At 53.3% G+C, this 16,310-nt stretch carries 14 protein-coding genes and 1 tRNA gene; 9 read left to right on the top strand and 6 right to left on the bottom strand.

Annotated features, from left to right (window positions below):
- Positions 1–25: 25 nt before the first annotated feature.
- Positions 26–3,475 (bottom strand): transcription-repair coupling factor, encoded by a 3,450-nt coding sequence (mfd, locus tag ACHUEV_RS00135; protein ID WP_394177060.1) that lies wholly within the window; start codon positions 3,473–3,475, stop codon positions 26–28.
- Between the two features lie 39 nt (positions 3,476–3,514).
- Complete coding sequence (locus ACHUEV_RS00140; RefSeq protein ID WP_394177061.1) at positions 3,515–4,039, bottom strand: hypothetical protein; 525 nt, start codon at positions 4,037–4,039, stop codon at positions 3,515–3,517.
- Between the two features lie 120 nt (positions 4,040–4,159).
- Between ACHUEV_RS00140 and hemB the strand changes: the two genes are divergently transcribed.
- The 3 genes from hemB (at position 4,160) to ACHUEV_RS00155 (ending at position 6,442) form a co-directional block, all read left to right on the top strand.
- Positions 4,160–5,158, top strand: a complete 999-nt coding sequence (hemB, locus tag ACHUEV_RS00145; protein ID WP_394177062.1) for a porphobilinogen synthase — start codon at positions 4,160–4,162, stop codon at positions 5,156–5,158.
- Between the two features lie 91 nt (positions 5,159–5,249).
- Positions 5,250–5,807 carry a lipid-binding SYLF domain-containing protein gene (locus tag ACHUEV_RS00150; protein WP_394177063.1) on the top strand — a complete coding sequence of 186 codons (558 nt, stop codon included), beginning with the start codon at positions 5,250–5,252 and terminating at the stop codon, positions 5,805–5,807.
- Between the two features lie 11 nt (positions 5,808–5,818).
- Positions 5,819–6,442: a nucleotidyltransferase family protein gene (locus ACHUEV_RS00155; protein ID WP_394177064.1), complete on the top strand. Its 624-nt coding sequence runs from the start codon at positions 5,819–5,821 to the stop codon at positions 6,440–6,442.
- Here ACHUEV_RS00155 and ACHUEV_RS00160 read toward each other — a convergent pair.
- From ACHUEV_RS00160 to ypfJ, 3 genes are all read right to left on the bottom strand, one after another.
- On the bottom strand, positions 6,439–7,131 hold the full coding sequence (locus ACHUEV_RS00160; RefSeq protein WP_394177065.1) for a Hint domain-containing protein: 693 nt from the start codon (positions 7,129–7,131) through the stop codon (positions 6,439–6,441). The genes ACHUEV_RS00155 and ACHUEV_RS00160 overlap by 4 nt on opposite strands.
- A gap of 238 nt (positions 7,132–7,369) precedes the next feature.
- Positions 7,370–7,455 (bottom strand) — tRNA-Leu (locus ACHUEV_RS00165).
- A gap of 62 nt (positions 7,456–7,517) precedes the next feature.
- Positions 7,518–8,369, bottom strand: a complete 852-nt coding sequence (gene ypfJ / locus ACHUEV_RS00170; protein WP_394177066.1) for a KPN_02809 family neutral zinc metallopeptidase — start codon at positions 8,367–8,369, stop codon at positions 7,518–7,520.
- A 111-nt stretch (positions 8,370–8,480) separates the two neighbouring features.
- Between ypfJ and ACHUEV_RS00175 the strand changes: the two genes are divergently transcribed.
- Both ACHUEV_RS00175 and ACHUEV_RS00180 read left to right on the top strand, forming a co-directional pair.
- Complete coding sequence (locus tag ACHUEV_RS00175; RefSeq protein WP_394177067.1) at positions 8,481–9,059, top strand: YqaA family protein; 579 nt, start codon at positions 8,481–8,483, stop codon at positions 9,057–9,059.
- The gene (locus ACHUEV_RS00180; RefSeq protein ID WP_394177068.1) at positions 9,056–9,547 is read left to right on the top strand and encodes a disulfide bond formation protein B; all 492 of its coding nucleotides are present in this window, start codon (positions 9,056–9,058) and stop codon (positions 9,545–9,547) included. The genes ACHUEV_RS00175 and ACHUEV_RS00180 overlap by 4 nt, the downstream gene beginning before the upstream one ends.
- Here the strand turns inward: ACHUEV_RS00180 and ACHUEV_RS00185 are convergent.
- Positions 9,504–9,923 carry an Lrp/AsnC family transcriptional regulator gene (locus ACHUEV_RS00185; protein ID WP_394177069.1) on the bottom strand — a complete coding sequence of 140 codons (420 nt, stop codon included), beginning with the start codon at positions 9,921–9,923 and terminating at the stop codon, positions 9,504–9,506. The genes ACHUEV_RS00180 and ACHUEV_RS00185 overlap by 44 nt on opposite strands.
- 86 nt (positions 9,924–10,009) lie before the next feature.
- Between ACHUEV_RS00185 and rocF the strand changes: the two genes are divergently transcribed.
- The 4 genes from rocF (at position 10,010) to ACHUEV_RS00205 (ending at position 16,052) form a co-directional block, all read left to right on the top strand.
- The gene (gene rocF, locus ACHUEV_RS00190) at positions 10,010–10,939 is read left to right on the top strand and encodes an arginase (RefSeq protein WP_106359056.1); all 930 of its coding nucleotides are present in this window, start codon (positions 10,010–10,012) and stop codon (positions 10,937–10,939) included.
- Positions 10,936–11,982, top strand: coding sequence for an ornithine cyclodeaminase (locus tag ACHUEV_RS00195; RefSeq protein ID WP_394177070.1), 1,047 nt, complete (start codon positions 10,936–10,938; stop codon positions 11,980–11,982). The genes rocF and ACHUEV_RS00195 overlap by 4 nt, the downstream gene beginning before the upstream one ends.
- Before the next feature lie 220 nt (positions 11,983–12,202).
- Positions 12,203–14,944, top strand: coding sequence for a DNA gyrase subunit A (gene gyrA / locus ACHUEV_RS00200; RefSeq protein ID WP_394177071.1), 2,742 nt, complete (start codon positions 12,203–12,205; stop codon positions 14,942–14,944).
- A gap of 193 nt (positions 14,945–15,137) precedes the next feature.
- Positions 15,138–16,052, top strand: a complete 915-nt coding sequence (locus ACHUEV_RS00205; protein WP_394177072.1) for a hypothetical protein — start codon at positions 15,138–15,140, stop codon at positions 16,050–16,052.
- The last annotated feature ends 258 nt before the right edge of the window (positions 16,053–16,310 follow it).

A 16,310-nucleotide genomic window follows, 5' to 3' on the forward strand; every position in this document is an offset into this window, starting at 1 on the left:
TCAGCACGCAAAAGAAAGGTCGGGTCTACCCGGCCTTTTTCTTTTTCTCGTCAGCCAGTTTCTGCGCCAATTCTCGTGCGATGTTGAATGCGCCTTGGATTTTGTCGCGCTCTTTGGTCCAGTCACGTAGCACAACGATCTTGTTGTCTTTGACCTTAGCCTGACCATCCTGCGCGTGCACGAATTCGACCAAACCTTGTGGAGACGCGAATTTGTCGTTGTGGAACTGGATTGTTGCACCTTTCGGACCCGCATCAAGTTTGGAAATGCCGGCACGCTTACACATCGCCTTGATCCGCACGACAAGCATGAGCGTATTCACTTCACGCGGCAATTTCCCAAAGCGGTCAATCAATTCAGCAGCAAAGCCTTCCAGTTCAACCTTAGTCGTCAGCTCGGACAGACGCCGATACAGGCCAAGCCGGACATCAAGGTCAGGCACGTATTCCTCAGGGATCAGAACCGGCACACCAAGATTGATCTGTGGCGCCCACTGACCATCGTCGACGATACCTTCGGCATCCCCGGATTTGATCGCCGCTATCTGGTCTTCAAGCATCTGCTGGTACAGCTCATAGCCAACTTCGCGCATCTGCCCGGATTGTTCTTCGCCCAACAGGTTACCTGCCCCACGAATATCCAAATCCTGCGACGCCAGTGTAAATCCAGCACCAAGACTATCAATCGATCCAAGCACACGTAGACGTTTTTGCGCGGTGTCGGTCAATTTCTGACGTGGCTTTGTTGTCAGATAGGCATAAGCACGGGTTTTTGACCGCCCCACACGTCCGCGAATTTGGTACAGCTGCGACAGGCCAAACATATCTGCACGCCAAACAATCATTGTGTTCGCAGTCGGAATATCGAGGCCGGATTCAACGATCGTGGTCGCCAACAAGACATCATATTTACCGTCATAGAAGGCATTCATGCGGTCATCCAGCTCACCCGCAGCCATCTGACCAGTGGCAGTGATATAGGAGACTTCGGGCATTTCCTTTTTCAAGAATTCTTCCATCTCGGGCATGTCAGCAATTCGCGGCACGACAATAAAGGATTGCCCGCCGCGGTAGTGTTCACGCAGCAAGGCCTCGCGGACGGTGACAGTATCGAATTCGCTGACATATGTCCGAATCGCAAGCCGATCGATGGGTGGCGTGCCGATGATCGACAGATCGCGGACCCCAGACAGCGATAGCTGCAAGGTCCGTGGAATTGGCGTCGCGGTCAGTGTCAGTACATGCACATCGGTCCGCAATTGCTTTAGGCGTTCTTTGTGCTGAACACCAAATTTCTGTTCTTCATCAATGACTAATAAGCCAAGGTTCTTGAACCGCACACCCTTTGCTAAAAGCGCATGCGTACCAACGACAATATCAACCGTTCCTTTGGTGATCCCATCACGCGTCAACGCGGCGTCTTTGGCGGACACGAAACGCGACAGCGGTCGGACATTAACGGGAAATCCCCGAAACCGTTCTGCAAAGTTCTGATAATGCTGGCGTGCCAACAGCGTAGTTGGCGCGATAATTGCAACTTGAATACCGGAAAGCGCGGCGACAAATGCTGCGCGAATGGCGACTTCTGTCTTACCGAAACCAACGTCCCCGCAAATAAGGCGATCCATTGGCTTACCAGCGGCTAAATCCTCTAGAACGTCAGCAATCGCTGCTAGCTGATCATCCGTTTCAACATAGGGAAAGCGGGCAAGGAATTGATCCCAAAGCCCTTCGGGCGGGTCCATTGCTGGTGCGGTACGCAGTTCACGTTCCGCGGCGACCCGGATCAGACGTTCCGCAATCTGACGGATACGTTCCTTGAGCTTGGCTTTCTTGGCCTGCCATGCGCCACCGCCCAGCTTATCCAGCAGCCCCGTATCATGCCCATATTTGGACAAAAGTTCGATGTTCTCGACTGGCAGATAAAGCTTTGAATCTTCGGCATATTCCAGCAGAAGACATTCGTGCGCCGCCCCCAGTGCGGTGACGACCTCCATCCCCTTAAACCGACCGACACCGTGATCAACATGGACCACAAGATCACCCGGATTAAGGCTGTTTGCCTCTGAAAGGAAATTCTCGGCACGGCGCTTGCGTTTGGTCTGGCGGATTAGCCGATCACCCAAAACGTCCTGCTCTGAAATGACAGTAAGGCCAGGTGCCTCAAATCCATGATCAAGCGGCCAGACGGCAAGGTGAACGCCCGACTTTCCAACCCGACTGAAGTCGTTGATCAGGATGGTCTCGGCGATGCCTTCATCTTCGATCAACCCTTCCAACCGTTCGCGCGCGCCTTCAGAGTAAGAGGCAATCACAACAGGACCGTCGCTCAGCTTGACCTTCACATGGTCCGCTAATGAACTGAAAAGGCTTATTTGTTCTTGTTGGCGTTCCGGCGCAAAATTCCGACCAATACGTCCGCCTGCATCGATGACGCCCATCCCCGTGGCTTGCTTTAGCGGCGAGAACTGCAATACCCGACGGTTTTCAACGGCTGCGTCCCAGGCCGTGTCATCCATATACAACAAGGCAGGTGGCGCTGGTTTATAAACGCTATCCATCCGGCCCTTTTGGCTAAGGGCGTGCATCCGCGTGCCATATTGATCTTCGATGCTTTCCCAGCGGGCCAGACGCATCGGCGCCATCTGATCGTCTAAGGTGACGGTTGCACGCGGCAAATAATCAAACAGCGTTTCTAGGTCTTCTTGGAAGAAGCCCAACCAATGTTCGATCCCGGCGTGTTTACGCCCCGCACTCACGGCCTCATATAATGGGTCATCGGTTCCAGCGGCGCCGAATTCGATCCGGTAGTTTTGTCGAAAACGCGTGATCGCCGGGTCGTCCAAGATCACCTCGGACACTGGGGCAAGCTCGACTTCAGTAAGCTTTTCGGTGGTTCGTTGCGTGGCCGGATCAAACCGACGTGCGCCATCCAAAACATCACCAAATAGATCAAGCCGAACCGGCCCCGATTGTCCGGGCGGAAAGATATCTATAATACCCCCACGCACGGCGTAGTCACCCGGCTCCATCACTGTAGGACTCTGTGTAAAACCCATACGTACCAGGAAGTTACGCAGCGCATCTTCATCAATGCGGCTACCGACAGTCGCCTTGAACGCGGCCTCGCGCAATAGACTGCGCGCAGGCACCCGCTGCGTCGCGGCCGCAAGCGAGGTCAGTAAAACGAATTTCTCAGGCATGCCATGCACAAGACCCGCAAGCGTCGCCATCCGCGCAGCTGAGACATCCGCATTGGGCGACACACGGTCATATGGCAAGCAATCCCATGCCGGAAATACGAATACGGGAACATCTGGGGCAAAGAACGAAAGCGCGGCCTGCATTGCGGCCAAGCGTTTGTCGTCGCGCGCGACATGCACAACGGGCTGACCTTTTGACAGCTCAGCAAGGATAAGCTGCGCATCATAGCCTTCAGGGGCACCGCTTACGGTGATGTGTTTTAGATCGGACATGCCGGATGAACTACCCTGCAGGTCTTCGGTGTCAACTGCTCAGTATCCAAATGGGTTCGATAGATTGTAGAACATGCCATAGGCAGCCGAAAAAAACACCGAAATCATAGCGATAAATTGGATCCACAGACGTATCCGCATGAGCCGCTTGGCAAGCTCAGTCCCTCGCGGTGGATCTTGCAACAGTCTTGTACTGGCGTGGAAGCTAAGACCGCCCGCTATCGTGAGCGGAAACAGCAAAAAGAATAGCCCCTGCGCAACTTCCATCCTGTAGTAGAACCCCGCCATCGCGATCGAGGTCAGCAAGAACGCAATAAAACCAACAATGATGAACCCACCTTCGTTTGATAACGCCTGCAACCGTCGCACGTTGATATCGGTAAGGCTTTCCAAATCGGCCGCCGCCTGATCACCTTTGCGGCGCGCGCGCTGTATCACATCAAAAGGAATGCCCAGAATCCAATGACTTGCGATCATCCACGACACACAGACCATGAGCCAGTACCAGAGGTTTGAAAATGTACGCAGGCTTACTATTCGCGAAAAGACGTCGTTCCAATCCAAGGGAGCATCCTATTGATGTAAATGGCTTTCCCGGACGTTAGCGCCACAATCCGAAGATGCCCAGACTTGTGATGCGGAAAAATCCGTGCGACCAAGGCGTGAGATACGAAAGATCCAGATATGAAACCTACCGTTGCTCCCTTTCCCGCCACCCGCCTGCGTCGCAATCGCCAATCAGCCAGTTTGCGTGCACTGACACGCCAACATTCGTTCGGCGTGGACGACCTGATATGGCCTGTATTTGTAATGGACGGGAAAGACGATGAAACGCCGGTGGCATCCATGCCCGGAGTGACTCGCAAGACGGTAGATCGCGTGGCAAAGGCCGCAGTCGAGGCACAATCACTGGGAATTCCCGCGATTTGCCTATTTCCCTACACCGGTATGGAGGCCCGTACCGAAGATTGCGCAATGGCATGGGATCCAAACAACCTCACCAACCAAGCGATCCGCGCCATCAAAGATGCCGCACCCGATATCGCCGTGATGACGGATATCGCCTTGGACCCATACAATATCAACGGTCACGATGGCTTTGTTGAGAATGGTGAAATCGTCAATGATCGCACCGTCGAAGCGCTTGTGAAAATGGCGCTGGCGCAGGCAGATGCCGGCGCTGATATTTTAGGACCATCTGATATGATGGACGGTCGCATCGCGGCAATCCGCGCGGCACTAGAGACAGAAAAGCATCAAAACGTCACGATCCTAAGCTACACCGCGAAATACGCGTCCGCGTTTTATGGGCCGTTCAGGGACGCGGTTGGTGCCTCTTCGGCGCTGACAGGCGACAAAAACACCTATCAAATGGACCCGGGCAACTCAGACGAAGCGCTGCGCCTTGTTGAGCGCGACCTGTCTGAAGGCGCTGACATGATCATGGTCAAACCGGGAATGCCGTATCTGGATATCTGTCGACGTGTGAAAGACACTTTTGGTGTGCCAACTTTCGCCTATCAGGTTAGCGGCGAATACGCGATGTTACAGGCTGCTGCACAAAATGGTTGGCTGGACGGTGAAAAAGTAATGATGGAAAGCCTTTTAGCATTCAAACGCGCTGGATGTGACGGTGTTCTTACCTATTTCGCCCCCGAAGCGGCCAAGCTGTTGAACAGCTAAACCGCGTGACAGCCCGACCTCATTTGCCTATAGTTGCGCCCACAAGAGGCGGCAAACGTTTCGATTTTTAGGCAGATAAGGCGGAAACATTATGAGCAATTATACACGGCGCAGCTTTGCGCTTGGCGCTTTAGCGACAACCACACTGGGCGCATGTAGCAATGGCATCGGCGGTAGCGGACCCGCGACAATCGACGCTCGGGTCGATAGCACGCTGAACGCAATGTATTCTCAGTACCCCGGCACCCGCGAACTAGCGAGCCGTGCAACGGGTATGTTGGTGATGCCCCTCATCACCGAAGTGGGCCTTGGGCTTGGTGGTTCTTTTGGGCGTGGCGCACTGCGCATTGGGAACTCAACCGTCGACTATTATTCATCCGCCTCAGGCAGCGCGGGCCTGCAGATTGGCGCCCAACAATACAGCCACGTCCTGTTTTTCATGACCCAAGAAGCATTGATGGATTTCCGTCAATCTCCGGGTTGGGCAGCAGGTGCTGACATCGAATACGCTATCAGCGCCCAAAGCGAAATGCTGCGTGCTGAGACGACGACTTCACTGTCACCAGTGATCGCGGTCGTGTTTGCACAAACTGGCTTGCGTCTTGGTGCAACGCTTGAAGGCACGAAATACACGCGCATTATCCCGTAAGGGCATTGCAGATGCCGCAAGGCAAAACGCAAGATACAACGCACAACGTGACCTGCCCCATCCTTATTCTTGCGGCGGGCAGCTCACGTCGTATGCGTGGGCGCGATAAGCTGTTGGAGCCAGTGAATGACCAGCCACTTATTCGTCTGCAATGTGAACGGGCAGTCGCAGCTGGGCAGCCCGTTTATGTCGCTGTCCCTTCACTTGATCATCCACGCGCACTAGCAGTTGCAGACCTTCCAGTAGCGTTGATACCGATCCCCGATAGTAACGAGGGCATCGGCGCGACCCTACGGACGAGTATACCGCGCCTTCCCGACGGTGTGCAGGGCTTTATGATTGTCTTGGGAGACCTTGTCGCGCTGAATACAGACGATTTCGTCGCGATGCTTCGCGCCCTAGAAACCTATCCTGAAAACCTTATTTGGCGAGGTGCGACCAGAGACGCAAAACCCGGCCATCCGATCGTCTTTCATCACAGCTTGCGCGATGAATTCAGTAGCCTAAAGGGCGACGAAGGTGCCGCACAGATCGTCGCCGCTCATAAAGACAAAATGCATTTGGTCGAACTGGGCCCTCAAGCCCTGCTGGATTTGGACACCCCAGAAGATTGGGCGGAATGGCGCACGCCTTAGGACTTAAAAAGAACTTTCGTTTCTTTTTTCTGCAGCGTCTTCCGGGCCGCGCGGTATTGTTTCAGCCCTTCCATAGTCGCAAGTTCAGGGAACAGGCGGAACAACTCTTCGCGCTGGTCATCATCAACGCCACGCAAAGAATAATCACCAGGCTGGAAGGTTTCAGACCAACTGCCGTTCGAAAGAACGACCTCGTGGTGTTCACACATAAAGTGAATATAGGTCATATTCTGCGGCGGTGCGATTTTTACGCCATCTAACCGGGTCAGGTCTTTGGCATAGACCAGCACTTCGTTTTGTTCGAAATACATCTGCGCCATTTCTGAAACGACCAACATGCGATGATACGGCGATACCTGCATGTCACGTTCGGGCAGACCGTCGCCCAATGCGCCCGCCTTGATAAATATCGGCCGAATGCTTGGTGTTGTCTCTAGGTCCTCTGTCGTGACCTTCTTATGCCCAACCCAGCTAATGTGCTTTATGCCATTGTCACGGGTCAGCACGCGGGTTCCGACGATCAGATCTTCGACCAATGTCTCGCCTCTTGGCGTGGCAATTGCCGTGCCTGGGGTAAAGCATGGTACGATTTTTTCAGGTATCGTCACGTCTACATCTGCCTCCGGCTTTACCGGCTGGCTCGCGCTCCATAAAGCGGCGCTTTCTGTTGTGCAGATCGCCTTGGTCATGTTTGAAATCCCGATAGAAAACCACTTACCAAAAAACCCGTCCGTCACACGAACAGTAACTCATAAATGAATACCAGCCGCTTAACGCAGCAATCAATAGTTCCAGCGCTGAACACACCATAAGTATAGGATTCGCAAGCAAATACCCTGAATTTGACGCCGTTCCGTCAGTATATCGACGCAAAGCAACCACAGTATCGCCATGGTTGCTACACGCAAACATTTTTCAGGATGATACTGGTGCCGATGGAGAGACTCGAACTCTCACGATATTGCTATCGGGGGATTTTGAATCCCCTGCGTCTACCATTCCGCCACATCGGCCAGTGCGGACCTCCTAAACAGGACCGCGGGCAACGTCAATCAGTCGAATGCATTTTCCGTCATTAAAGTCGCGTCGCCCCGAAAGTATCGCATTCACCAAGGCTGCCGCTTTCGAAGCCACGGGCAAACCAGCGTTGGCGTTGATCGCTTGTTCCATGGGTAAATGTGTGTGGTTGTACGCGCTGACCGGCATTACGCTGCAATGTGTCGTCACCAATTTGGGCTGCTGCGTTCATTGCTTCGGCGATGTCGCCGCGCTCAAGACTTCCGAATTTTTCTTCGGCCGCCCGCGCCCAGATGCCCGAGAAACAATCGGCCTGCAGTTCGATCCGAACAGAGATCGCGTTTGATTCTCTTTCAGATGACCGCGCACGAATCTGGTTTGCTTGCCCCAAAATGCCCAATTCGTTTTGCACGTGGTGCGCAATCTCATGTGCGACAACATAGGCTGCCGCGAAATCGCCGCCTGCGCCCAAGCGATCTTCGAGCGTTGTAAAGAACGCTGTATCAAGAAACGCCTTTTTCTCAGGTGGGCAATAGAACGGTCCAGTCGCGGCTGATGCCCCGCCACAAGCAGATTGCGTCTGCCCTTTGAAAAGCACAAGGCTTGGTGCGTTATAGACTTTGCCCAACTGCTGACGGAAAATGTCGGACCAGACTTCTTCGGTATCCGCCAATGTCACAGAGACGAATTCTGCTGCACGTTCATCGGCAGGTGTTAGTTCAGCTGACTGTGCGCTACCCTGCCCGGCCCCATCGAGGTTTACGAATTGGCTGACGTCCACACCAAAGTACCAACCGACAAGCAGAACAACAATTGCCCCGGCACCGCCGATTCCGCCTGCGCTACGTGCGCCGCCGCCACGCCGCCGATCCTCGATATTGCTGCTACCGCGTCGTCCTTGCCATTTCATGGTCAAATCTCCCGTTGATTAACGGCTACTTTACCCGCATCGAGTGTGTGCACAAGCTTGACCCCACTGCGCGGGCATGGCCTAACGCATACAACATTGAAAGGTTCGGATATGTTGCGTGGTCTCTACAATTGGACGTTATCACTGGCGCAATCGCGCTATGCCTTATGGGCACTTGCTGTCGTGGCATTTGTCGAATCTTCGTTCTTCCCTATACCGCCAGATGTTTTGATGATCCCAATGATCATTGCACGGCCATCGCGTGCATTCCTCATCGCCGGCATCGCGACCGTTGCCTCGGTCCTGGGCGGTATCTTTGGTTACTACATTGGCTTTGCACTGATGGAGACCATCGGCCAACCCATTCTTGATTTTTACCACAAAGGACATGCGTTCGAAGAATTCGCCGCGAAATACAATGAATGGGGTGCTTGGGCTGTGCTCACTGCGGGCGTCACGCCCTTTCCGTTCAAGGTCATCACGATCGCGTCAGGCGTGACCCACCTGTCATTCCCAGTCTTTGTAATTTCCGCCATTATCGCACGTGCGCTGCGGTTCTTCTTGGTCGCTGCACTTTTGTGGAAATTCGGGGAACCTATCCGTGACTTTATCGAACGCCGCTTGGGGCTTGTTTTCATTGCGTTTTGCGTCTTGCTTCTTGGCGGGTTCGCGGTTGTGGGCATGCTATGACGCGTAATCTGATGGTGCTATTTGCTGCAGGTGGTTCTGCCGCGCTATTGGGCGGCGCATTTGTATTTCAATTCCTTGGCTACCCGCCCTGTGCGATGTGCATTTGGCAACGCTGGCCGCATGTGGTCGCGATCGTCATCGGGCTTTTGGCATGGAAAATTCGGGGATGGTTATTGCCAGCGCTTGGCGCATTGGCGGCCGCAACAACAGGCTCCATCGGCTTCTTCCACATGGGCGTAGAACGCGACTGGTGGGAAGGACCAAGCAGCTGCACAGGGAATGGGCTTTTGAATGGCCTTGATGGTGCCGGACTACTTGCCATCGAAGGTCCAAAAGTCATCATGTGCGATCAAGTGTCATGGGAATTCCTGACACTCTCCATGCCAACATGGAACGGGATCTTCTCTTTCGTTTTGGTCGGATTTTGGATCGCAGCAATAGTTCTTAGCGGCGCGTCGACAAAAGAAGGCTTGTCTCGCTCCGCGTGACACCTTCTAGGCGGCGAATAGCAGATAGCACCTGATCGAATTCTTCGAGCGTCGCCGTTCCGATTTCTGCGATCAAATCCCAAGTGCCATTGGTTGAATGAACCATCTGCACTTGGGGCATACGCGTTAGGCTTTTTGATATCTTCTCGGCACCCCGCCCCGCGATCTCCAAGCTCATGAAGCCGCGTACTGGATCTGGCCGCACGTCAGAACGTGTGACAACGGTAAACCCAACGATTTCACCACCTTCTACCAGCCGATCAAGTCGCGTCCGAATGGTGCTGCGCGTCACGTTCAGTTCTGCTGCCAGCTCTGACAGCGATGCGCGCCCATTTCGACGCAACGCCCCGACAAGCCGTGTATCCAGTTTGTCCAATTTGACCACTCACTTTGTACAATTTAGATGCATTTTGCACGTTTTGTGCGCTACCGCCACCTGTTGTTTTGGACAATAATTTTGGGATGACACAAAAACACTGCATCTTAATTGGGGCACCGGTGGACTGCGGAAAACGCGTTCGTGGTTGCCTCATGGGCCCCGACGCATACCGAACCGCTGGCATCTCAGAGGCCATCACTGAACTTGGCCACACAGTCGAAGACATCGGCAACCTGCGCCCCGCATCGGTAGAAGTCGCGCCTGCCCGAAACCCGCAAGTCTATAAGCTGGCCGAAAATGTCGGCTGGACACAAACCCTCATGGCCGCCGCTGAAGAAGCAGCGCCACGGGGGATGCCCATTTTCATGGGTGGTGACCATGCACTTGCGGCCGGAACTGTTGCAGGCATGGCCGCCCACGCGGCCAAACAGAACCGACCGTTTTTTGCGCTTTGGCTGGATGCGCACAGCGACATCCATACGCCTGATACGACCGACAGCGGGAACTTACACGGCACGCCAGTGGGCTATGTCACTGGGCGCGACGGCTTTGACGCCTATCCACCCCTGCCGGTGCGCGTCGAACCCGCGAACATCTGCATGATTGGCTTGCGGTCGGTTGATGCCGCTGAACATGCCGTCCTTGACGATGGCGATGTGATGCTGGTGGATATGCGGACAATCGACGAACAAGGGATCAGCGCCCCGCTGCAGGCGTTCTTGGACAAGGTCCATGCCGTCAACGGTATGCTGCATGTTTCCCTAGATGTGGATTTCTTAGACCCATCTGTTGCACCCGCAGTTGGAACAACCGTTCCAGGTGGCGCCACTGTCCGCGAAGGCCACCTTGTCATGGAAATGCTCTCAGACTCCGGTCTCGTGACCTCTCTCGATCTTGTTGAGCTTAACCCGTTTCTTGATGACCGCGGCCAGACCGCAAACCTCATGGTCGACCTGACAGCATCTCTGCTGGGTCGCCGCGTATTTGATCGACCAACCCGGAGCCACCAATGACACTCAAAGCCTCACACCTCGCGATGGTTCCATTCGTAAGCGTCGACAACATGATGCGACTGATCCACAGCATCGGTATCGAAACCTTTATGGCGGATCTGGCGCGTGAAATTGAACACGACTTTGCCCGTTGGGAATTGTTCGACAAAACGCCACGCTTGGGCAGCCATTCAGACGTTGGTGTGATCGAACTGATGCCGACATCTGATGGTGAACTTTACGGTTTCAAGTATGTAAACGGTCACCCGAAAAACATGAAGGAAGGCCTTCAGACTGTGACAGCGTTCGGCGTCTTGGCTGATGTTTACACAGGCTATCCGATCCTGTTTTCAGAGATGACGGTACTGACCGCCCTGCGCACAGGTGCCATGTCTGCCGTCGCGACTAAGCACCTTGCATCGCCTGACGCGAAAACCATGGCCATGATTGGTAATGGTGCGCAGTCAGAATTCCAATGCCTCGCGATCAAGGCGGTCTGTGGTATCAATGATATCCGCTTGTACGATATTGACCCAGAAGCGACCAAAAAATGCGCAGCCAACTTGGCTGATCTTGGGTTCACGATTACGTCCTGCACGACCCCAGAAGAAGCCATTCAAGGCGCTGACGTCATCACAGTGGCCACGGCTGATAAGGATATGCAAACGATCCTGACCGACAACATGGTTGGCGCGGGCGTCCACATCAACGCAATTGGGGGCGACTGCCCCGGCAAGACGGAGCTTCACCGTGATATTGTCGCCCGATCAACCGTATTCGTTGAATATCCACCGCAGACCCGTATCGAAGGCGAAATTCAGCAAATGCCCGAAGACCACCCGGTCACAGAGCTTTGGCAGGTTATCACAGGCGCAACGCCGGGCCGTACATCCGCGTCAGAGGTCACACTGTTCGACGGTGTCGGCTTTGCAATCGAGGACTTTAGCGCCCTTCGCTATGTCCACAAGCAGATCAAAGACACGCCGTTCTATGTCGATATCGACCTGATCGCCGACCCTGATGATCCCCGCGATTTGTTCGGTATGATTAAACGCGCTGGATAATGCCTTGGGGCAGGAAAATCACCGCGATTTCCTGCCCCACATTTTAACTACAAAAAATATCCAATTTTCTGCGGAAACTTGGGCAATAAAAACAATACGTTAAGCGTCAATAACCGCCCCCAATTCGCCAACCCAGCATCGCCCATTGCACCCTATATCAAGTGTCTGATAAGGTATCCTGAACGAGATATAGCAGTAAGAATAACAACAGGCGGTCCACGTGAACGATACTCCAGAAACCCCTGAAAACGATGACGAAAACACGCCAGCACGTTATGTTTATGACGGGCCAGCGGTTACCATCGAGCACGAGCTGAAAACCAGCTATCTTGATTACGCGATGAGCGTGATCGTAAGTCGTGCGATCCCAGATTTGCGCGATGGCTTGAAACCCGTACACCGCCGCATCCTTTATGGTATGAACGAAAGCGGTAACACGTCGGACAAACCTTACCGGAAATCAGCGCGTTCTGTTGGCGATGTTATGGGTAAATACCACCCTCACGGTGACAGTGCGATTTATGACGCTTTGGTCCGGATGGCCCAAGATTTCTCTATGTCGCTAAAGCTGCTTGATGGACAAGGTAACTTTGGCTCGATGGACGGAGACCGCGCCGCTGCGATGCGTTACACCGAAGTCCGGATGGATAAGCCTGCCGCGTTCCTGCTGGCTGATATCGACAAAGACACGGTTGATTTTCAAGACAACTACGACGGCAAAGACCGTGAACCCACTGTTTTACCTGCACGTTTTCCAAACATGCTGGTCAACGGTGCCGGCGGTATTGCTGTTGGTATGGCGACAAACATTCCGCCTCATAACTTGGGCGAAGTGATCAATGCGACATTGGCACTGATTGACGAACCAGACCTGACATCTGAACAATTGATCGAATATGTCCCTGCCCCTGATTTCCCAACGGGCGGGATTATTCTGGGCCGCAGCGGTGCGCGCAAAGCCTATCTTGAAGGCCGTGGTTCTGTCGTTGTGCGTTCCAAAACGCACGTCGAAGAAATTCGTAAAGATCGCTACGCAATCGTCATCGACGAAATTCCCTATCAGGTGAACAAGGCCGCGATGATCGACAAGATCGCCGAAGCCGCCCGTGAAAAGCGGATCGAAGGCATTGCACATGTTCAAGACGAATCTGACCGTAATGGTGTTCGGGTTGTTGTTGAACTGAAGCGCGACGCCACGGCCGAGGTTGTTCTGAACCAGCTGTTCCGCTTTACGCCGATGCAAACTTACTTCGGCTGTAACATGCTTGCGCTGAACGGCGGCAAGCCAGAACAGCTGACGCTACGCGCATTCCTGACCGCGTTTATCGACTTCCGCGAAGAAGTGGTTGCGCGACGCACCGCATATGAACTGCGCAAGGCGCGTGAACGCGCGCATATCCTGTGTGGTTTGGCTGTTGCCGTCACAAACATCGATGAAATCGTTGCGACTATCCGTTCATCTGCTGACGCTGCGACTGCGCGTGAAAAACTGATGACACGTCGTTGGCCAGCTGAAACGATCCTCGAGTATATCGCGCTAATCGACGATCCGACCCACACTGCCAACGAAGACGGCACATATAACCTGTCCGAAACACAGGCGCGTGCGATCCTTGAATTGCGCCTTCAGCGTTTGACCCAAATTGGCGTCAAAGAAGTGACTGATGAACTTCAAGAACTAGCAGGTAAGATAAGGGAATACTTAGAAATTTTGGGTTCACGTGATCGCATCATGCAGATCATCCGTGATGAGCTGCACGAAGTACGCGATCAGTTTGCTGTGCCTCGCCGCACCGAAGTCGTCGACTGGGCTGGCGACATGGATGACGAAGATCTGATCGAACGCGAAGACATGGTCGTGACGGTCACGTCTGGCGGTTACATCAAACGTACAGCTCTTGCCGATTTCCGCGCACAACGTCGTGGTGGTAAAGGTCTGTCATCCATGCAGACCAAAGAAGAGGACGTGGTTACCACCCTCTTTGTGGCCAACACGCATACGCAACTGTTGTTCTTTACGACAGACGGAATGGTTTACAAGCTTAAGACATGGCGCCTGCCGCTTGGCAGCCGTACTGCAAAAGGCAAAGCCATCGTTAACATCCTTCCTATTCCGCAAGGTGTATCCATCGCGGCGATCATGCCCGTTGACCGCCCTGAGGACGAATGGGACGATTTACAAGTCGTCTTTGCGACCTCCGCCGGTACTGTCCGCCGGAACAAACTGTCAGATTTCACGAACGTTATGCGTAACGGCAAGATCGCGATGAAGTTTGAGGATGATCACGCTGAGACAACACTGATTAACGCACGTATCGCATCAAACGATGATGACGTGATGCTGGTCACTGATTCAGGTCGTGCAATCCGCTTCCCTGCAACAGATGTCCGTGTCTTTAACTCACGTGCTTCTGTTGGTGTACGCGGGATCAAGCTGCAAGGCGACGATAAGGTCGTTTCCATGTCAATCATTCGCCACTTCAAGGCCGAGGCCGATGAGCGTGCAGCATATCTGAAAATGCGCCGTGCAATGGCTGGCTTGGCCGATGATGCGGAAACGGATGACGAAGAAGAAGTAGTCGCAGGTGCAATCAGCCAAGAACGCTATGCTGAGATGTCCGCCGCTGAAAACCTAATCCTAACAATCACCGCCAAAGGCTCTGGTAAACTGTCGTCCAGCCATGACTACCCCGTTCGCGGACGTGGCGGCATGGGCGTTGCAGCAATGGACAAAGCAATGCGCGGCGGCCCACTGGTGACATCGTTCCCGGTCGAGATGTCGGATCAAATCATGCTTGTAACGTCGACAGGTCAGTCTATCCGCGTTCCGATTGAGGGTATCTCCTTCCGGTCACGCGGCGCTGGCGGAGTCAAAGTATTCGATACTGGCAAAGGTGAAACCGTGGTCAGCGTTGCATGGATTGCCGACCAAGGTGAAGAAGAAGGTGAAGTAGAAGGCTAAGCGATAAGATCGCGGCATTCTGCGCCACCAGCATAATAATATAGAGACGCGCTCGTGTCGGCGGTTTTTTGTTCAATTGGAACCGTTGAGTGCGTCTCCTAAGCATCACTCGTTTAGAGTAGCGACGCAGGCTGATTGCGAGAAAATAATCGCCCACTACGATGCACAACGTTAAATACTGAGGGATTTATAGATGCTTCGCACACTTACGTTGACTTCCACCTTTGCACTAGCGGCCAACGCAGTTGCAGCAGAAGGTTTGACCTATGCCGGCCTGAACTCAGACTTCACGCATTTTACAAAGGCAAACGACGATACCGCAATCGCTGGCATTCTTCATGGCGCAGTTGAATTTGAATTCAGCGGTTTTATCCTCAACGGTGATTTCGTGGGCACTGCCTTTGATGCCGAAGTAAACGCGTTTGATACTGAATCCCAACAGATCTTTCTTTCTGCTGGCTATCGGCTCATGCCCGAAATCCTCGTAGGTGCTGGATTTGGCGTCGTTTCTGGCGACGACTACGAGGAAACCTTGTACGAAGCCTACGGACAATACGATAGCGGCGATTTCGGTGTTGGCGTGAATGTCATCATTAATGAAAACGATGACAGTTTCACTTCGCTATACAGCGAACTGAACACCGGCAACATTTTTAACGTTGGCGGTGTCGTTACTGTCAGCTCAATCGAAGATTACGGCACAGACTACTATCTATCTGCTGGATTCGACGACCGCGGTTCGTTCGCACTTGCATATTTCACCGGCAACACTGAAATCGACAGCACTCTCTTTGGACTTCATGGAGGTTACCAAGTTAATCCCCAGACCCGCGTGATCGGCGGTTATCTCACCAATGTGGGTAAGGATTCGTCTGATGTATTCGCTTTTGCAGCGGGCGCAGGCTACCAAGTCGCTGACGGCGCTTGGCTAGACGCCACAATTGGCGGTGTCGATCTTGAAGGTAGCCAGCTTATCAATACCTTCGGCGTGGCATTTACGTTTGAATCAGGCGAGCGCACGCGCATAGATAGACGGATGTCAGCAGATCATTCAGACAGCCTTATGTCCACCGGCTATGGTTCACTTTTATTCGCCAACGCTCTATAGCGCCAAACTTCTAAATGCCCATCTCGCGCACGTGACGTTGAGCGAGATGGATAGATTGTGAAGGGGAAGTCAGTAAACTATCTTTTCTGGCTTTGTCGTGATGCGGGTTGGGGCTAACCACTGCATTTTTCCTTGCCACCAAATCAAGCTCAATAAATTATATCCGGTTAAATCTGTCGCCCATAAATATGGGTTTCTTTTATAATTTCATTTTTAGATAGAAATGAAATCAAGCGAGTTTATGTGGCATCCACGTCT

It is taken from the genome of Yoonia maritima (assembly GCF_043641945.1).
GTDB lineage: Bacteria > Pseudomonadota > Alphaproteobacteria > Rhodobacterales > Rhodobacteraceae > Yoonia > Yoonia maritima_B.

Coding starts and splice junctions, on each gene's coding strand:
- ACHUEV_RS00160 (WP_394177065.1), bottom strand. CDS start 7,131: ATGACCAAGGCGATCTGCACAACAGAAAGCGCCGCTTTATGGAGCGCG.
- ACHUEV_RS00155 (WP_394177064.1), top strand. CDS start 5,819: ATGCCGCAAGGCAAAACGCAAGATACAACGCACAACGTGACCTGCCCC.
- ACHUEV_RS00205 (WP_394177072.1), top strand. CDS start 15,138: ATGCTTCGCACACTTACGTTGACTTCCACCTTTGCACTAGCGGCCAAC.
- ACHUEV_RS00195 (WP_394177070.1), top strand. CDS start 10,936: ATGACACTCAAAGCCTCACACCTCGCGATGGTTCCATTCGTAAGCGTC.
- rocF (WP_106359056.1), top strand. CDS start 10,010: ATGACACAAAAACACTGCATCTTAATTGGGGCACCGGTGGACTGCGGA.
- mfd (WP_394177060.1), bottom strand. CDS start 3,475: ATGTCCGATCTAAAACACATCACCGTAAGCGGTGCCCCTGAAGGCTAT.
- hemB (WP_394177062.1), top strand. CDS start 4,160: ATGAAACCTACCGTTGCTCCCTTTCCCGCCACCCGCCTGCGTCGCAAT.
- ACHUEV_RS00180 (WP_394177068.1), top strand. CDS start 9,056: ATGACGCGTAATCTGATGGTGCTATTTGCTGCAGGTGGTTCTGCCGCG.
- ACHUEV_RS00175 (WP_394177067.1), top strand. CDS start 8,481: ATGTTGCGTGGTCTCTACAATTGGACGTTATCACTGGCGCAATCGCGC.
- ypfJ (WP_394177066.1), bottom strand. CDS start 8,369: ATGAAATGGCAAGGACGACGCGGTAGCAGCAATATCGAGGATCGGCGG.
- ACHUEV_RS00150 (WP_394177063.1), top strand. CDS start 5,250: ATGAGCAATTATACACGGCGCAGCTTTGCGCTTGGCGCTTTAGCGACA.